This window comes from Streptomyces sp. NPDC107521, from assembly GCF_055598485.1.
Window position 1 is genome coordinate 278,257 of sequence record NZ_JBVKAT010000003.1, and the last position, 13,810, is coordinate 292,066.

At 73.8% G+C, this 13,810-nt stretch carries 14 protein-coding genes; 5 read left to right on the forward strand and 9 right to left on the reverse strand.

Annotated features, from left to right (window positions below; genetic code table 11):
- The first annotated feature begins 50 nt into the window (after positions 1-50).
- Together ACZ7LB_RS07225 and ACZ7LB_RS07230 are read left to right on the forward strand one after the other, a co-directional pair.
- Entirely contained in the window at positions 51-1,343 is a 1,293-nt protein-coding gene (locus tag ACZ7LB_RS07225) for a PTS transporter subunit EIIC (protein ID WP_471465897.1), read from the forward strand.
- A 694-nt stretch (positions 1,344-2,037) separates the two neighbouring features.
- The gene (locus tag ACZ7LB_RS07230) at positions 2,038-3,315 is read left to right on the forward strand and encodes a PTS transporter subunit EIIC (RefSeq protein ID WP_471465899.1); all 1,278 of its coding nucleotides are present in this window, start codon (positions 2,038-2,040) and stop codon (positions 3,313-3,315) included.
- Positions 3,316-3,590: 275 nt separating this feature from the next.
- On the opposite strand, the gene ACZ7LB_RS07235 is transcribed toward ACZ7LB_RS07230, so the two are convergent.
- Positions 3,591-4,343: an MBL fold metallo-hydrolase gene (locus ACZ7LB_RS07235; protein WP_161225764.1), complete on the reverse strand. Its 753-nt coding sequence runs from the start codon at positions 4,341-4,343 to the stop codon at positions 3,591-3,593.
- A 206-nt stretch (positions 4,344-4,549) separates the two neighbouring features.
- Here ACZ7LB_RS07235 and ACZ7LB_RS07240 point away from each other — a divergent pair, with 206 nt between their 5' ends.
- Complete coding sequence (locus tag ACZ7LB_RS07240) at positions 4,550-5,005, forward strand: type II toxin-antitoxin system PemK/MazF family toxin (RefSeq protein WP_471465901.1); 456 nt, start codon at positions 4,550-4,552, stop codon at positions 5,003-5,005.
- Between the two features lie 15 nt (positions 5,006-5,020).
- On the opposite strand, the gene ACZ7LB_RS07245 is transcribed toward ACZ7LB_RS07240, so the two are convergent.
- The 7 genes from ACZ7LB_RS07245 to clpS form a co-directional block, all read right to left on the reverse strand.
- Positions 5,021-5,971 carry a PLP-dependent cysteine synthase family protein gene (locus tag ACZ7LB_RS07245; protein ID WP_471465902.1) on the reverse strand — a complete coding sequence of 317 codons (951 nt, stop codon included), beginning with the start codon at positions 5,969-5,971 and terminating at the stop codon, positions 5,021-5,023.
- A 7-nt stretch (positions 5,972-5,978) separates the two neighbouring features.
- Entirely contained in the window at positions 5,979-6,257 is a 279-nt protein-coding gene (locus tag ACZ7LB_RS07250; RefSeq protein ID WP_161225761.1) for a MoaD/ThiS family protein, read from the reverse strand.
- 98 nt (positions 6,258-6,355) lie between these two features.
- Positions 6,356-6,451 (reverse strand): putative leader peptide, encoded by a 96-nt coding sequence (locus ACZ7LB_RS07255; RefSeq protein ID WP_321162673.1) that lies wholly within the window; start codon positions 6,449-6,451, stop codon positions 6,356-6,358.
- Between the two features lie 184 nt (positions 6,452-6,635).
- Positions 6,636-7,058, reverse strand: coding sequence for a M67 family metallopeptidase (locus ACZ7LB_RS07260; RefSeq protein ID WP_471465904.1), 423 nt, complete (start codon positions 7,056-7,058; stop codon positions 6,636-6,638).
- Between the two features lie 145 nt (positions 7,059-7,203).
- Positions 7,204-8,622 (reverse strand): amino acid permease, encoded by a 1,419-nt coding sequence (locus ACZ7LB_RS07265; protein WP_471465906.1) that lies wholly within the window; start codon positions 8,620-8,622, stop codon positions 7,204-7,206.
- Positions 8,623-9,686: 1,064 nt separating this feature from the next.
- Complete coding sequence (locus ACZ7LB_RS07270; RefSeq protein ID WP_471465908.1) at positions 9,687-10,295, reverse strand: DUF2017 domain-containing protein; 609 nt, start codon at positions 10,293-10,295, stop codon at positions 9,687-9,689.
- A gap of 41 nt (positions 10,296-10,336) precedes the next feature.
- Positions 10,337-10,654, reverse strand: coding sequence for an ATP-dependent Clp protease adapter ClpS (gene clpS / locus ACZ7LB_RS07275; RefSeq protein ID WP_161225757.1), 318 nt, complete (start codon positions 10,652-10,654; stop codon positions 10,337-10,339).
- Positions 10,655-10,833: 179 nt separating this feature from the next.
- On the opposite strand from clpS, the gene ACZ7LB_RS07280 reads away from it, so the two are divergent.
- Positions 10,834-12,180, forward strand: a complete 1,347-nt coding sequence (locus ACZ7LB_RS07280) for a nicotinate phosphoribosyltransferase (protein ID WP_471465909.1) — start codon at positions 10,834-10,836, stop codon at positions 12,178-12,180.
- 132 nt (positions 12,181-12,312) lie between these two features.
- Positions 12,313-12,900 (forward strand): nicotinamidase, encoded by a 588-nt coding sequence (locus tag ACZ7LB_RS07285; protein WP_471465911.1) that lies wholly within the window; start codon positions 12,313-12,315, stop codon positions 12,898-12,900.
- A gap of 506 nt (positions 12,901-13,406) precedes the next feature.
- On the opposite strand, the gene ACZ7LB_RS07290 is transcribed toward ACZ7LB_RS07285, so the two are convergent.
- The gene (locus tag ACZ7LB_RS07290) at positions 13,407-13,754 is read right to left on the reverse strand and encodes a hypothetical protein (protein WP_161225754.1); all 348 of its coding nucleotides are present in this window, start codon (positions 13,752-13,754) and stop codon (positions 13,407-13,409) included.
- Between the last annotated feature and the right edge of the window lie 56 nt (positions 13,755-13,810).

Here is a 13,810-nt window from a genome sequence, read left to right on the forward strand (position 1 = left end):
CGACCAACGGCCGCCAAACCACCGCCTCAGGACGGCCGGAGGGAGACCGGATGAGTGCCGATGCCGCGGTTGGCCCCGCTCGTGCCCGTTGGAACACTCTGTTCCAGGGACTGCAGAAGATGGGCCGGAGTCTCCAGTTGCCCATCGCGGTCCTGCCCGCGGCGGGCATTCTCAACCGCCTGGGGCAGCCGGACGTCTTCGGCGACGACGGACTGGGCTGGACCAACGTCTCCAAGGTGATGACCGGTGCCGGCGGTGCGCTGCTGGACGGTTCACTGGGGCTCCCGCTGCTGTTCTGCGTGGGCGTGGCGATCGGCATGGCCAAGAAGTCGGACGGTTCGACCGCGCTGGCGGCGGTGGCGGGCTTCCTCGTCTACTACAACGTGCTGCGCCAGTTCCCGGAGGACTGCCCCGGGGGGTCGAAGGTGGTGCCGCAGGTCGGCTGCCAGGCGACCGACGGTTCGGGCGACGTGACGTCGTTCGTCTTCCAGAACCCCGGGGTGTTCGGCGGCATCGTGATGGGACTGATGGCGGCGTACTTCTGGCAGCGCTTCCACCGTACGAAGCTGGTGGACTGGCTGGGCTTCTTCAACGGCCGCCGGCTGGTGCCGATCATCATGGCGTTCGTGGCGATCCTCTTCGCCGCGGTGTGCCTGTGGATCTGGCCGCCGATCGGTGACGCGCTGGAGAGCTTCAGCGACTGGCTGAACGGGATCGGCGCCTGGGGCGCGGGCGTGTTCGGCCTGGCCAACCGGGCGCTGCTGGTGATCGGGCTGCACCAGTTCCTCAACGTGCCGATGTGGTTCCAGTTCGGCAGCTACACCAAGCCGGACGGCACGGTGGTGCACGGTGACATCAACATGTTCCTGGCGGGCGACCCGACCGCGGGTCAGTTCACCACGGGCTTCTTCCCCATCATGATGTTCGCGCTGCCGGCCGCGGCGCTGGCGATGACGCACTGCGCGAAGCCGCACCGCCGCAAGGAGGTCGGCGGCCTGATGCTGTCGGTGGCGCTGACGTCGTTCGTGACGGGCATCACGGAGCCGCTGGAGTACTCGTTCCTCTTCATCGCGCCGGTGCTGTACGCGATCCACGCGGTGCTCACCGGTGTGTCGATGGCGCTGACCTGGGCGCTGGGGGTGAAGGACGGGTTCAGCTTCTCGGCGGGCCTGATCGACTACATCATCAACTGGAACCTGGCGACCAAGCCGTGGCTGATCATCCCGATCGGCCTGGGCTTCGCGGCGGTGTACTACGCGGTCTTCCGGTTCGCGATCATGAAGTTCGACCTGAGGACTCCGGGCCGGGAGCCGGAGGACGAGGTGGAGGACGTCACCAAGTAGACCGCGCGCCGCCGGACGGGCGGCACCGCGGGGGCGCCCGGCCGGAACGATCCGGCCGGGCGCCCGTGCGTGCGGGGCCCTTCCGGACGGGCGCGGACGGGCCCTCTTCCGGGCCGGGGCGGACGGGGCCCCTTCCGGGCCGGGGCGGCGGGAACACCTCGGGGCGCGGGGGGAGGTACGGCCGGAGCGGGGAGGGAGCGCGGCCTCCGGGAACGGGGTGCGGGCTTCGGGAACGGGGTGCGGGCTTCGGGGAGGAGGTGCGGGGGTCCCGGGGAGGGGGCGCGGGGGCCGGTGTCGGCGCGGGCGCGGGGCCGCCGCCGGGCGAGCGCATCGTCACGCAACGTGTCCACCGGGGGCCCGGGGGCCGCCGCTCCCCATGGCGCCCGGACCGGGGCGGCGGTGGGCGAGGAGGCTCCGGGGTCTTGGCCGCGCAAGGGCCGCATGGCACCCTGGGCAAGGAATCCGGCCCCCGGACGGCGGGTTCCCGGGCGGCCGCGCGCCGCCCTCCGCCGGCCTTCCCGGGCGTCCGGCCGGGGTGTCCCGGCCCGGCACTCCGCGTAGCGGTCCCGTCGCGGAATCACGGGTTCCTTACATGGCCTTCATCGTGTACAACAGGTCTAAACCACTGCTGAGTGGTGTAGACCTGTCTGCCGCCGTCCCCCTCTCCCCCGTCCGGGCCGGCACCCCTGTCTCAATGGAGGAAGTTGTGTCCACGGACAGCGCCGCGCCCGCGGCCGACAAGAAGAAGGGTGCCGGTGTGATGTCTGTTCTGCAGCGCATCGGCCGCAGCCTCATGCTGCCGGTGGCCGTGCTGCCCGCCGCCGCGCTCCTGGTGCGTCTCGGCAACGACGACATGCTGGGCCGGCCGGAGTTCCCGGCCTTCCTGACGAAGATAGCCGGGTTCATGGCGGCCGGCGGCAACGCGATCCTGGACAACATGGCGCTGCTGTTCGCCGTGGGCATCGCCATCGGCTTCGCCAAGAAGTCGGACGGCTCGACCGCGCTCGCTGCGGTCGTCGGCTACCTCGTCTTCAAGAACGTGCTGGCCACGTTCACCGACAAGAACCTCCCGCAGATCGCCAAGGCCGTCGACGGCAAGGTGGTCATGACGGACGCGCCGGTGGACGCCAAGGTCCTCGGCGGTGTGGTGATGGGCCTCGTGGTGGCGCTGCTCTACCAGCGCTTCTACCGGACCAAGCTGCCCGACTGGGCGGGCTTCTTCGGCGGTCGCCGCCTGGTGCCGATCCTCTCCGCCTTCGCGGGCCTGCTGCTCGGCATCGTCTTCGGCTACGTCTGGCCGGTGCTCGGCACGGGTCTGCACAACTTCGGTGAGTGGCTGGTCGGTTCGGGTGCCGCGGGCGCCGGTATCTTCGGCGTCGCCAACCGCGCGCTCATCCCGATCGGCATGCACCACCTGCTGAACTCCTTCCCGTGGTTCCAGGCGGGCGACTACGAGGGCAAGAGCGGTGACATCGCCCGCTTCCTCGCCGGCGACCCGACCGCCGGACAGTTCATGACCGGCTTCTTCCCGATCATGATGTTCGCGCTGCCCGCGGCCTGTCTCGCGATCGTGCACTGCGCCCGCCCCGAGCGCCGCAAGGTCGTCGGCGGCATGATGTTCTCGCTCGCGCTCACCTCGTTCGTGACCGGTGTCACCGAGCCCATCGAGTTCACGTTCATGTTCATCGCCCCGGTGCTGTACGCGATCCACGCGGTGCTCACCGGTGTCTCGATGGCGCTGACCTGGGCGCTGGGCATGAAGGACGGCTTCGGCTTCTCGGCCGGCGCGGTCGACTTCTTCCTGAACCTCGGCATCGCCAACAACCCCTGGGGCCTGGCACTGGTGGGCCTCTGCTTCGCGGTGGTCTACTACTTCGTCTTCCGCTTCGCCATCAGCAGGTTCAACCTGCCGACGCCGGGCCGCGAGTCCGACGAGGAGCTGGCCGAACTGCAGAAGGCCGAGGCCAAGTAGGACTCCGGAGGAGTCCCGCGCCACCGCGCCACCCCCACCGCACCCCCGGGCGACCGCCGCCCGGGGGTGCGGTGCGTCCGGGCGCGAGGTGCCGCGGGCGGGGCGGGCCGCTGCCCGGGGCGAGGTGCCGCGGGCGGGGCCGGGTGGCCTCGGGAGGAGAGGGACGACGGGCCGCCGCACGGAGAGAAGGGGGCGGCGGGTCCCTCTGAGGAGAGAAGGGGACGGCGGGCCGCTGCGCGGAAAGGGGGTTCCGGGGACGAAGGCCCCCGGCGGCGTCAGATCTCGTACACCGCGCCGGCCTCGGCCACCGAGGCCGGTCCGCGGTAGGCCCGGCGGGCGTCGGCCAGGTTGACCCGGGGGTCCGTCCACGGCGGGATGTGGGTGAGGACCAGGCGGCGGACCCCGGCCCGCGCCGCGGTCTCCCCCGCCTCGCGGCCGTTGAGGTGGAGGTCCGGGATGTCCTCCTTGCCGTACGTGAACGCGGCCTCGCACAGGAACAGGTCGGTGTCCCGGGCCAGTTCGTCCAGCACCGGGGTGACCCCGGTGTCCCCGGAGTAGGTCAGCGAGCGCCCGCCGTGCTCGACGCGGATGGCGTAGGCCTCCACGGGGTGGGCGACGCGCTCGGTGTGCACGGTGAAGGGGCCGATCTCGAAGCTGGACGGCTTGACCGTGTGGAAGTCGAAGACCTCGCTCATCGACGACGCGGACGGGGTGTCGGCGTACGCGGTGGTCAGCCGGTGCTCGGTGCCCTCGGGACCGTAGACCGGCAGAGGGGCGCAGCGCCCGCCGTCGTGCCGGTAGTAGCGCGCCACGAAGTAGCCGCACATGTCGATGCAGTGGTCCGCGTGCAGATGGCTGAGGAAGATCGCGTCGAGGTCGTAGAGACCGCAGTGGCGCTGCAGCTCGCCGAGGGCGCCGTTGCCCAGGTCGAGGAGCAGCCGGAAGCCGTCGGCCTCGACGAGGTAGCTCGAACAGGCCGATTCCGCGGACGGGAACGACCCCGAGCAGCCGACGACGGTGAGCTTCATGCTGCAGAAACCTCCGCTGGCGGGTGGGGGGAGTGGCGGGGGGCGTACGGTCCGTCGAGCGTAAGGCGGGAATCCTCGGGTCGCTCCTCCGCCAGGGGCGGTTGTGGGCGAACTCACCTGTGGTGTCACCGGTTCGGCTGGACGCGGGGCGCACGGGGCCGCGGAGGGGGCGTGCGAGGGCTCCGCGCGCCGATACGGTCGTGGCTATGGACACGTCATGGTGGCTCGCTCTGGCGGCGGTGGTGCTGCTGGCCCTCGTGGCCTCGGTGGTCGACGGCTGGGGCCGGGGGCGACGGCCGGCCGGTACCCGGCGCCCGCCCCGGGGTCCCCGGGGGCCGCGGGAGCGGGCGCCCCGGCCGCGGCCGGCGGAGATCTGGTGGGCGCGGGTGCCCTTCGAGGACGGGCCCGGGGCGAAGGACCGGCCCTGCCTGGTGCTCGCGGTGCGCGGGCGGCGGGCCCTGGTCGCGAAGATCACCAGCCGGGACCGGGAGGGCCGGCCCGGGGTGATCGCGCTGCCGCCCGGCGCGGTCGGGGACGCGCGCGGCCGGGTGGGCTTCCTGGAGACGGAGGAGCTGCGCCGGGTCCCGGTGGGGGACTTCCGGCGCCGGGTGGGCGAGGTGGACCCGGCCCTGTGGGACCGGGTCAGGCACCTCGCCCGGTAGCGGCGGCGGCCGCGGTCAGGCCCAGAGCTGGCCCTGGACGGTGGCGATGGCCTCCTCGGTGGTGGCCGCCGTGTAGACGCCCGTCGAGAGGTACTTCCAGCCGCCGTCGGCGACGACGAAGGCGATGTCGGCGCTCTCGCCGGCCTTCACCGCCTTCCTGCCGACGCCGATCGCGGCGTGCAGGGCCGCGCCGGTGGAGATGCCCGCGAAGATGCCCTCCTGCTGGAGGAGTTCGCGGGTGCGGGTGACCGCGTCGGCCGAGCCCACCGAGAAGCGGGTGGTGAGCACGGAGGGGTCGTACAGCTCGGGGACGAAGCCCTCGTCGAGGTTGCGCAGCCCGTAGACGAGGTCGTCGTAGCGCGGCTCGGCGGCGACGATCTGCACGTCGGGCTTGTTCTCGCGCAGATAGCGGCCGACGCCCATCAGGGTGCCGGTGGTGCCGAGTCCGGCGACGAAGTGGGTGATCGAGGGCAGGTCGGCCAGGATCTCCGGGCCGGTGGTCGCGTAGTGGGCGCCCGCGTTGTCCGGGTTGCCGTACTGGTAGAGCATCACCCAGTCCGGGTGCTCGGCGGACAGCTCCTTGGCGACCCGCACGGCGGTGTTGGAGCCGCCGGCGGCCGGGGAGGAGATGATCTCCGCGCCCCACATGGCGAGCAGGTCCCGGCGCTCCCGGGAGGTGTTCTCGGGCATCACGCAGACGATGCGGTAGCCCTTGAGCCGGGCCGCCATGGCGAGCGAGATGCCGGTGTTGCCGGAGGTGGGCTCCAGGATCGTGCAGCCCGGGGTGAGGCGGCCGTCCTTCTCCGCCTGCTCGATCATGTGCAGCGCGGGCCGGTCCTTGACGGAGCCGGTGGGGTTGCGGTCCTCCAGCTTGGCCCAGATGCGGACGTCGTCGGACGGCGAGAGCCGCGGCAGGCGCACCAGAGGGGTGTTGCCCACCGCGGCCAGCGGGGAGTCGTAGCGCATGGGGCTATCAGGCCATGCCGCCGGCGACCGCCGGCAGGATCGTGATGCTGTCGCCGTCGCCCAGCCGGGTGCCGAGGCCGTCCAGGAAGCGGACGTCCTCGTCGTTGAGGTACACGTTGACGAAGCGGCGCAGCTTGCCGTCGTCGACGATGCGGGCCTCGATGCCCGTGTGGCGGGTCTCAAGGTCGGCGAACAGCTCGGCGAGGGTGTCTCCCTTGCCCTCCACCGCCTTCTGGCCGTCGGTGTACGTGCGGAGGATGGTGGGGATGCGGACCTCGATGGCCATGGCTCAGGGCTCCTGTCGGAAGGTGTCGTAGGTTCGGAGGGCGCGCGGCGGCGCGGCGGCGCGCCGCGGCTCACGGGCCGTACGGCGGCAGCGGAGGATCAACAGATGGCGCTGTTCAGCCTGCACAGGTCGACGTGCAGTCGCGCCACGAGCCGGATGCCCCGCGCCTTTTCACTCACGTCGAGAAGAACCATGGGCTCATCGTATCGATTCCCGGTCCGGATTCCGGAGTGTGATCTCATCCTTCGGACGTAATCCGTCCGCACTGCGGGAAGCCCGTGGCCGGGACGCGGTGCGCGGGCGGTGCGGGGCGGCCCGGCGCTGTGGGCGCGGTCGGCGCTGTGGGCGGGGCGGCGCGGGGGCTCGGTGGTGGCCGGTTCAGTACGCCCCCACGATCCGGACCTCCTCCTCGGTCACCTCGCCGTCCACGATCCGGAAGGACCGGAACTGGAACTCCCCGGCCCCGTCGGTGTCCGCGGTGGAGACCAGGACGTAGTGGGCGCCGGGCTCGTTGGCGTAGGTGATGTCGGTGCGGGAGGGGAAGGCCTCGGTCGCCGTGTGGGAGTGGTAGATGACCACCGGCTCCTCGTCGCGGTCGTCCATCTCGCGGTAGAGCTTGAGCAGGTCCTGCGAGTCGAACTCGTAGAAGGTGGGCGAGCGGGCGGCGTTCAGCATCGGGATGAACCGCTCGGGGCGGCCCTCCCCCACGGGCCCGGCGATCACGCCGCACGCCTCGTCGGGGTGGTCCTCGCGCGCGTGGTCGACGATCCGGTCGTGCAGCGCCTGGGTGATGGTCAGCATGTCGGCCAGCATAGGCGCGGGCCCGATCCCGTACCGAGGAGTGGTACGGGGCGGCCCACATGCCGGACGTCCCGGGCGGCGGCCGCGGGGCCGGCACGGATCTCCCCGGCGGCCGGACGTCCCCGGACCCGCGCGAACGCGCCGGTCAGCCGATCCTCTCGAACTCCGGCTCGCCGCGGCGCCCGGCGGCGCGGACGCGCAGCACCGCCCAGCCCGCGCCCAGGGCGGCGGCCCAGCCCGCCATCACGTACAGGCAGACGCGGGCCTCGGAATCGTAGGCGATGAGTCCGGTGACGAAGAGCAGGAAGGCGATGGCGACCCAGGAGAAGGCCGAGCCGCCGGGCGCGGGGAAGGAGGAGGCGGGCAGCCGTCCGGCGGCCACCCGGCGGCGGTAGCGGACGTGGCTGACCAGGATCATCAGCCAGGTCCAGATGCCGGCCGCGGTGGCGACGGAGGTGACGTAGAGGAAGGCCCGCTCGGGGACGACGTAGTTGAGCAGCACGCCGACGGCCATGCAGACCGTGGAGACGGTGATGCCGACGGCGGGCGTCCGGGTGGAGGACAGCCGCCGCAGGACGGCGGGCGCCTCGCCGTTGTCCGCGAGGGTGCGCAGCATGCGGCCGGTGGAGTACATCCCGGAGTTGCAGGAGGACAGGGCGGCGGTGAGGACCACGAAGTTCACGATGCCGGCGCCGGCCGGGATGCCGATGACCGCGAAGGCCCGCACGAAGGGGCTGACGCCCTCACCGAACTCGGTCCACCGGACCACCGCGAGGATGACGGTGAGCGCGCCGACGTAGAACAGGGCGATGCGCCAGGGCAGGGTGTTGATGGCCCGGGGGAGGGTCTCGGCGGGGTTCTCGGACTCCCCCGCGGTGACGCCGACCAGCTCGACGGCGAGGTAGGCGAACATGACGCCCTGGAGGGTCATCAGGGACGAGCCGACGCCCTTGGGGAAGAAGCCGCCGAAGGCCCAGAGGTTGGAGACGGCGGCGGTGTCCCCGGCGTGGCTGAAGCCGAGGGTGAGCACCCCGAGGCCGGTCACGATCATGCCGACGATGGCGGTGACCTTGACCATCGAGAACCAGAACTCGATCTCGCCGAACAGCCGCACCGATATCAGGTTGGCCGCGAACAGCACGAGCAGGAAGACCAGGGCCGAGAGCCACTGGGGCACCCCGGGGAACCAGTAGTGGATGTAGATGGCGGCGGCGGTCAGCTCGGCCATGCCGGTGACCACCCACATCAGCCAGTAGGTCCACCCGGTGAAGTAGCCGAAGAACGGGCCGAGGAACTCGCGCGAGTACTCCGCGAAGGAGCCCGAGACCGGTCGGTAGAGCAGCAGTTCGCCGAGGGCCCGCATGACGAAGAAGATGATCAGGCCCGCGAGGGCGTACATGAGGATGATGCCGGGGCCCGCCTTGGCGATGTTCGCCCCGGCCCCCAGGAAGAGCCCGACGCCGATGGCGCCGCCGATCGCGATCATCTGGACCTGGCGGCTGCCGAGCCCGCGCTCGTACCCCTCCTCCGGGGCCCTCTCCTTCTCGACCTGCCCAGCGGTCATGTGCGGTGCGCCTCTCTCCCAGCCGGCCCGGGCCCCGTCGGCCCCGGACCGGTCCTCGGCCCCCCGGTCGACGGAGTGCGGCGGGTCCCCCTCCCGCCCTCGCCGGCCGGTGGTCACCGGCCCGGTGGCGCACCCGGCCGGGCGTCCGATCGCTGCCCGCCGGGCGGTCGCGGCACGGTCGGCGCGCCGCTCGGTCACAGCGGGTGCCCCGATGGACGCCGGACAGTCATACCGGGCCGCGGGGCGGCGGTCACCGGGACACGCCGGGGGCGGGGTACGGGCGGCGCCGGGAGCGGGGCGGCCCGGGAGGGGCTGCGGGCGCGGGGCGGCACGAGCGGGCGGGCGCGGGGCGCGATCGGGGCGCCGCGGGCGGGGCGGCACGGGAGGCGCGCCCGGGAGGCACTGCGGGCGGGGTGGCGGGGCCCGGCACGGCCGCCGCCCGGGTGAGGGGGATCCGCCGGGCGGATGACCTTCCGGATACGGGGCGGCGCTCCGGGGCATGCGCGGCGTCATGCGGGGACGCGGCGCCGTTCGGGGCGTGCCGTCGCGGCCCGCGCCGGAGCCCGGGCGGCACCTCGGGGAGCCGCCCGGGGCTCCGGACGACCACGCGCCGGGGGCGCGCCCCCGGGACGCCCCCGGGGACACCTCGGTACACCCCCGGGGAGTCTCGGGGGCGCGGGTCGGGGGCGCGGGAAGAGGATTCACGGGTCCGCAGGGCTCCGTCACTCGGGGGCGCGGGGGCTCGGCGCGGCGGCAGCGGCTTCGGTGCCGGGACGAGGACATCGGCCCCGGAGCGGGACCGGGCATCCGCGCGGACCTCGGGCGGAAGGCCGACCTCGACCGGCGGCCGGCCATGAGGACGGGCACACGGGCACCCGGCGGCCCGCCCCGGGCGCCCGTCGGCCGACCCCGAAGGCCGACGCCGGGTGCGGCGCGGGCACCTCACGCGGGGCCGCCCCTCGCACAGGCGTGGCCCACACGCCGGGTGGCCCACACGCCGGGGCGGCCTCACCCCGGGGGCAGCCTCACCCCGGGGTGCGGCCCCGCGCAGGGGGCCGGATCCTTCAGGGCAGCAGCGTGGCGACCAGGGACTCCTGGAGCCCGCCCAGCCACAGGTACGCCATCACCATCGGCTTGCGGGGGTCCTCGTCGGGCAGCCGGTAGAGCAGGTCCGTGTCGTCCTCGTCGGCGATCTCCAGCCGGGCGCCGATCGCGAGGCGCAGGTCGTTCAGGGCGCGCAGCCACTGCCGGGACTCATCCGGCGACAGCTTCAGCACCGCCCCGCCCTCCCCCGCCGCGCCGGTGGACAGCGCGTCCAGGGTGCGGACCACCACGAGGGCGCTCTCGCGCTTGCCGGTCCGCAGCTCGTTCTCGGTGTAGCGGCGGAACTCGGCGGAGTGCGCCCGCTGCTCCTCGGCCTCGGCGGCCTGCGGGGTGCCCAGGGGGTCCCCGTAGGCGTCCGGGAAGAGGCGGCGCAGCACCGGGTCGGAGGGCGGCTCGCTGGGGCCCTCGGCGAACAGCTCCGCCAGCGGGTCGTCGGGCGCGTCCTCGGCGGGGCCGGGGCCGATCAGCTCCAGGAGCTGCACGGCGAGCGACCGGATGATGGAGACCTCGACGTCGTCGAGGGCGACGGCCGCGCCGCCGCCGGGGATCGGTTCGAATTGTCCGGGCATGAAGGCGATTCAGCTACTTCCGTCCTGCGGGCGGGCACGGGTCATTTCCGGTCCTGCTGGAGGGTGGCCCACAGACCGTAGCCGTGCATGGCCTGGACGTCCCGCTCCATCTCCTCGCGGGAGCCGCTGGAGACGACGGCCCGGCCCTTGTGGTGCACGTCGAGCATCAGCTTGGTGGCCTTGTCCTTCGGGTAGCCGAAGTACGACTGGAAGACGTAGGTCACGTAGCTCATGAGGTTGACCGGATCGTTGTGGACGATCGTCACCCAGGGCACGTCGGGCTCGGGTACGGCGAGGACCTCCTCCGCCGGTTCGGTCTTCTCGATCTCCATGGGTGCGGCTGCCGTCACACCGCCCATGCTGCCACCACTGGGGGGCCCGCGCACAAACGGGCCCGGCGGGGCCGCCCCCCACCCCTAAATCGTCAGACTGACGAAATGGGGGTAGCATCGTGGCCGTGCCGCACCCGCCGGGGGGACCGCCCCGGGTCCCCGGCCTGCCCGGGGGCGCCTCGAATGTCACAGCTTGGGAGAGTTCGGTGAACGTAGCGGACCTAGGGCTGCCGGTGGACGTCCCCTCGACGGCGCTCTTCACGGACCAGTACGAGCTGACCATGCTCCAGGCCGCCCTGCGGGCGGGTACGGCCGGGCGGCGCAGTGTGTTCGAGGTCTTCACCCGGCGGCTGCCGGACGGGCGCCGGTACGGCGTGGTGGCGGGCACCGGACGGGTGCTGGACGCGGTGGAGAACTTCCGCTTCGACCCGGACGTGCTGCGCTTCCTGCGCGACCGGGAGATCGTCGACGCGCCGACCCTGGAGTGGCTCGCCGGATACCGCTTCACCGGCGACATCTGGGGCTACCCCGAGGGCGAGGTGTACTTCCCCGGGTCGCCCCTGATGCGGGTGGAGGGGACCTTCGGGGAGTGCGTGCTGCTGGAGACGGTGATCCTCTCCATCCTCAACCACGACTCGGCCATCGCCGCGGCGGCCTCCCGGATGTCCTCGGCCGCCGGGGACCGGCCGCTGATCGAGATGGGCGCCCGGCGCACCCACGAGCTGGCCGCGGTGGCCGCCGCGCGCGCCGCCTACGTCGGCGGCTTCGCCACCACCTCCGACCTGGCCGCCGGGTTCCGCTACAACATCCCCACCGTCGGCACCTCCGCCCACGCCTTCACCCTCGTGCACGACAGCGAGCGGGACGCCTTCCGGGCGCAGGTGGAGTCGCTGGGCCGGGGCACCACCCTGCTGGTCGACACCTACGACGTCGCCGAGGCGGTGCGCACGGCCGTGGAGGTCGCCGGGCCGGAGCTGGGCGCGGTGCGCATCGACTCCGGGGACCTGCTGCTGGTCGCCCACCGGGTGCGGCAGCAGCTCGACGAGTTGGGCGCCACCCGGACGAGGATCGTGGTCACCTCCGACCTGGACGAGTACGCCATCGCCTCGCTGGCGGCGGCGCCGGTGGACGCGTACGGCGTCGGGACCCAGCTGGTGACCGGGTCGGGCCACCCGACGGCCTCGATGGTCTACAAGCTGGTCGCCCGCGCCACCAGCGGCGACGCCGGGGCCCCGCTGGTGCCGGTGGCCAAGCGGTCCACCGGCGGCAAGACCTCCGTCGGCGGGCGCAAGTGGGCCGCCCGGCGGCTGGACCGGGACGGGGTCGCCGAGGCGGAGGTGGTCGGCACCGGGCCGCTGCCCGGGGAGCTGGCCGGCCGGGAGCTGCTGGTCGAGCTGGTCCGGGGCGGACGGGTCACGGCCCGCGAGTCGCTGGACGTGGCCCGGGACCGGCACGCGGCGGCCCGCGCCAATCTGCCGCTGTCCGCTACGCAGCTCTCCCGCGGGGAACCCGTCCTTCCGACGGAGTACGCGCACGGGGGCCCGGGTAGCTAGAACTGGTGCGCGGCGCGCGCCGCGCCCCGGACGCACCCCGGGCCCCGCCCGTCCCGCCGTCCCCGCGATCCCGTCCCCCGTCACCGTCCCCGTCGAGAAACCCCGTAGTCGAGCAGCCGAAGGACACCGACCATGCGCCGCGCCTTGATCGTCGTAGACGTGCAGAACGACTTCTGCGAGGGGGGCAGCCTCGCCGTGGCCGGTGGTGCCGACGTGGCCGCCGCCGTCACCGAGCTGATCGGGCAGGCGCCCGCCGGCTACCGCCACGTCGTGGCCACCCGAGACCACCACATCGCGCCGGGCGGCCACTTCGCCGACAACCCCGACTACGTCCGCTCCTGGCCCGCGCACTGCGTGGCCGGGACCGAGGGCGTCGGCTTCCACCCGAACTTCGCCCCGGCCGTCGCCTCCGGCGCGATAGACGCCGTCTTCGACAAGGGGGCGTACTCGGCGGCCTACAGCGGCTTCGAGGGCGCCGACGAGAACGGCACCGGGCTCGCGGACTGGCTGCGCGAGCGCCGGATCGACGAGGTGGACGTCGTGGGCATCGCCACCGACCACTGCGTCCGGGCCACCGCCCTGGACGCGGCGCGGGAGGGCTTCCGCACCCATGTGCTGCTCGACCTGACCGCCGGGGTGGCCCCGGAGACGACGGAGCGGGCGCTGGAGGAGCTGCGGGAGGCGGGCGTGGCGCTGACCGGGAAGCCGGTCGTGCAGTAGTCCGCCCGAGGCGGTCACGGGGGCGGGCCTCCCGCGGGGGCCGCCCGACGGCGGTGCCCGCGCCGGAGCGGTGCGCCCCGGCCCGCCGGACACCGCCCGGCGGAGTCCGCCCGGTCACCGGCCGGGCCCGCGCCGTCGCCGTCGCCGGTCCGGGCCGGAGCGGCGTGGCCGCCGACCCGCGCACCATCGACCCGCGCACCGTCCGTCCGCGCGCCGTCGCTCCGCCCGACGGAGCGGTGTGACGGCCGTGGCCCGCCCGTCGTCGGCACCGCCGGCCCGTACACCCTCCCCCGTGCACGGGAGCGGCGTGACCGCCCGGCTGCCGGACGCCGCCCGGCCACCCGCCGGGCCCGCGCTCCTCGCGCGGCCCGCCGCCGTCACCGCGCGGCGGACCCGCCGTCTCCCGGGCCGCCCGCGCGGGCCGGACCGGCTCGCGGACCGACTCGGCCGGCGCCCGGACCGACTCGGCCGGCGCCCGGACCGACTCGGCCGGCGCCCGGACCGGCTCAGGGCCCCGTCGGGGCCGTCCGGGGCCGCAGCAGCGCACGGATCGGGTGCCAGAGCTCCTGGACGAGGTCCGGCCCGCCCTGCGCCCCGGCCACCGGCGCGGTGCGCCATATGAGCCCGTCGGGGTGGTGCAGGACCGCCGTGATCTCGTCCGGGTCGGGCGGCGCGGCGTTGCCCCGCAGATAGACCGCCCGGAGCCCCAGATTGCGCAGCCTGGTCAGGGCGCGCGCCCGGTTGCGGGCGTGGACGAGGACCCGGACGCTGCCGCCCGCGGCGGCGGGGCTGGGCAGGTTGAGTGCCACCACGACCGTGCCGTTCGGCAGCTTGCAGAAGCCTCCCGCGGCCATGCGCTCACACCTCCCTGTGCGTCGGTGCCGGTACCGGTGTCAATAAGAGAGTCACA

Bases quoted from the DNA above. Each gene is read 5' to 3' on its own strand.
- ACZ7LB_RS07225 (WP_471465897.1), top strand. From the start codon at position 51: ATGAGTGCCGATGCCGCGGTTGGCCCCGCTCGTGCCCGTTGGAACACT.
- ACZ7LB_RS07230 (WP_471465899.1), top strand. From the start codon at position 2,038: ATGGAGGAAGTTGTGTCCACGGACAGCGCCGCGCCCGCGGCCGACAAG.
- ACZ7LB_RS07235 (WP_161225764.1), bottom strand. From the start codon at position 4,343: ATGAAGCTCACCGTCGTCGGCTGCTCGGGGTCGTTCCCGTCCGCGGAA.
- ACZ7LB_RS07240 (WP_471465901.1), top strand. From the start codon at position 4,550: ATGGACACGTCATGGTGGCTCGCTCTGGCGGCGGTGGTGCTGCTGGCC.
- ACZ7LB_RS07245 (WP_471465902.1), bottom strand. From the start codon at position 5,971: ATGCGCTACGACTCCCCGCTGGCCGCGGTGGGCAACACCCCTCTGGTG.
- ACZ7LB_RS07250 (WP_161225761.1), bottom strand. From the start codon at position 6,257: ATGGCCATCGAGGTCCGCATCCCCACCATCCTCCGCACGTACACCGAC.
- ACZ7LB_RS07255 (WP_321162673.1), bottom strand. From the start codon at position 6,451: ATGGTTCTTCTCGACGTGAGTGAAAAGGCGCGGGGCATCCGGCTCGTG.
- ACZ7LB_RS07260 (WP_471465904.1), bottom strand. From the start codon at position 7,058: ATGCTGACCATCACCCAGGCGCTGCACGACCGGATCGTCGACCACGCG.
- ACZ7LB_RS07265 (WP_471465906.1), bottom strand. From the start codon at position 8,622: ATGACCGCTGGGCAGGTCGAGAAGGAGAGGGCCCCGGAGGAGGGGTAC.
- ACZ7LB_RS07270 (WP_471465908.1), bottom strand. From the start codon at position 10,295: ATGCCCGGACAATTCGAACCGATCCCCGGCGGCGGCGCGGCCGTCGCC.
- clpS (WP_161225757.1), bottom strand. From the start codon at position 10,654: ATGGGCGGTGTGACGGCAGCCGCACCCATGGAGATCGAGAAGACCGAA.
- ACZ7LB_RS07285 (WP_471465911.1), top strand. From the start codon at position 12,313: ATGCGCCGCGCCTTGATCGTCGTAGACGTGCAGAACGACTTCTGCGAG.
- ACZ7LB_RS07290 (WP_161225754.1), bottom strand. From the start codon at position 13,754: ATGGCCGCGGGAGGCTTCTGCAAGCTGCCGAACGGCACGGTCGTGGTG.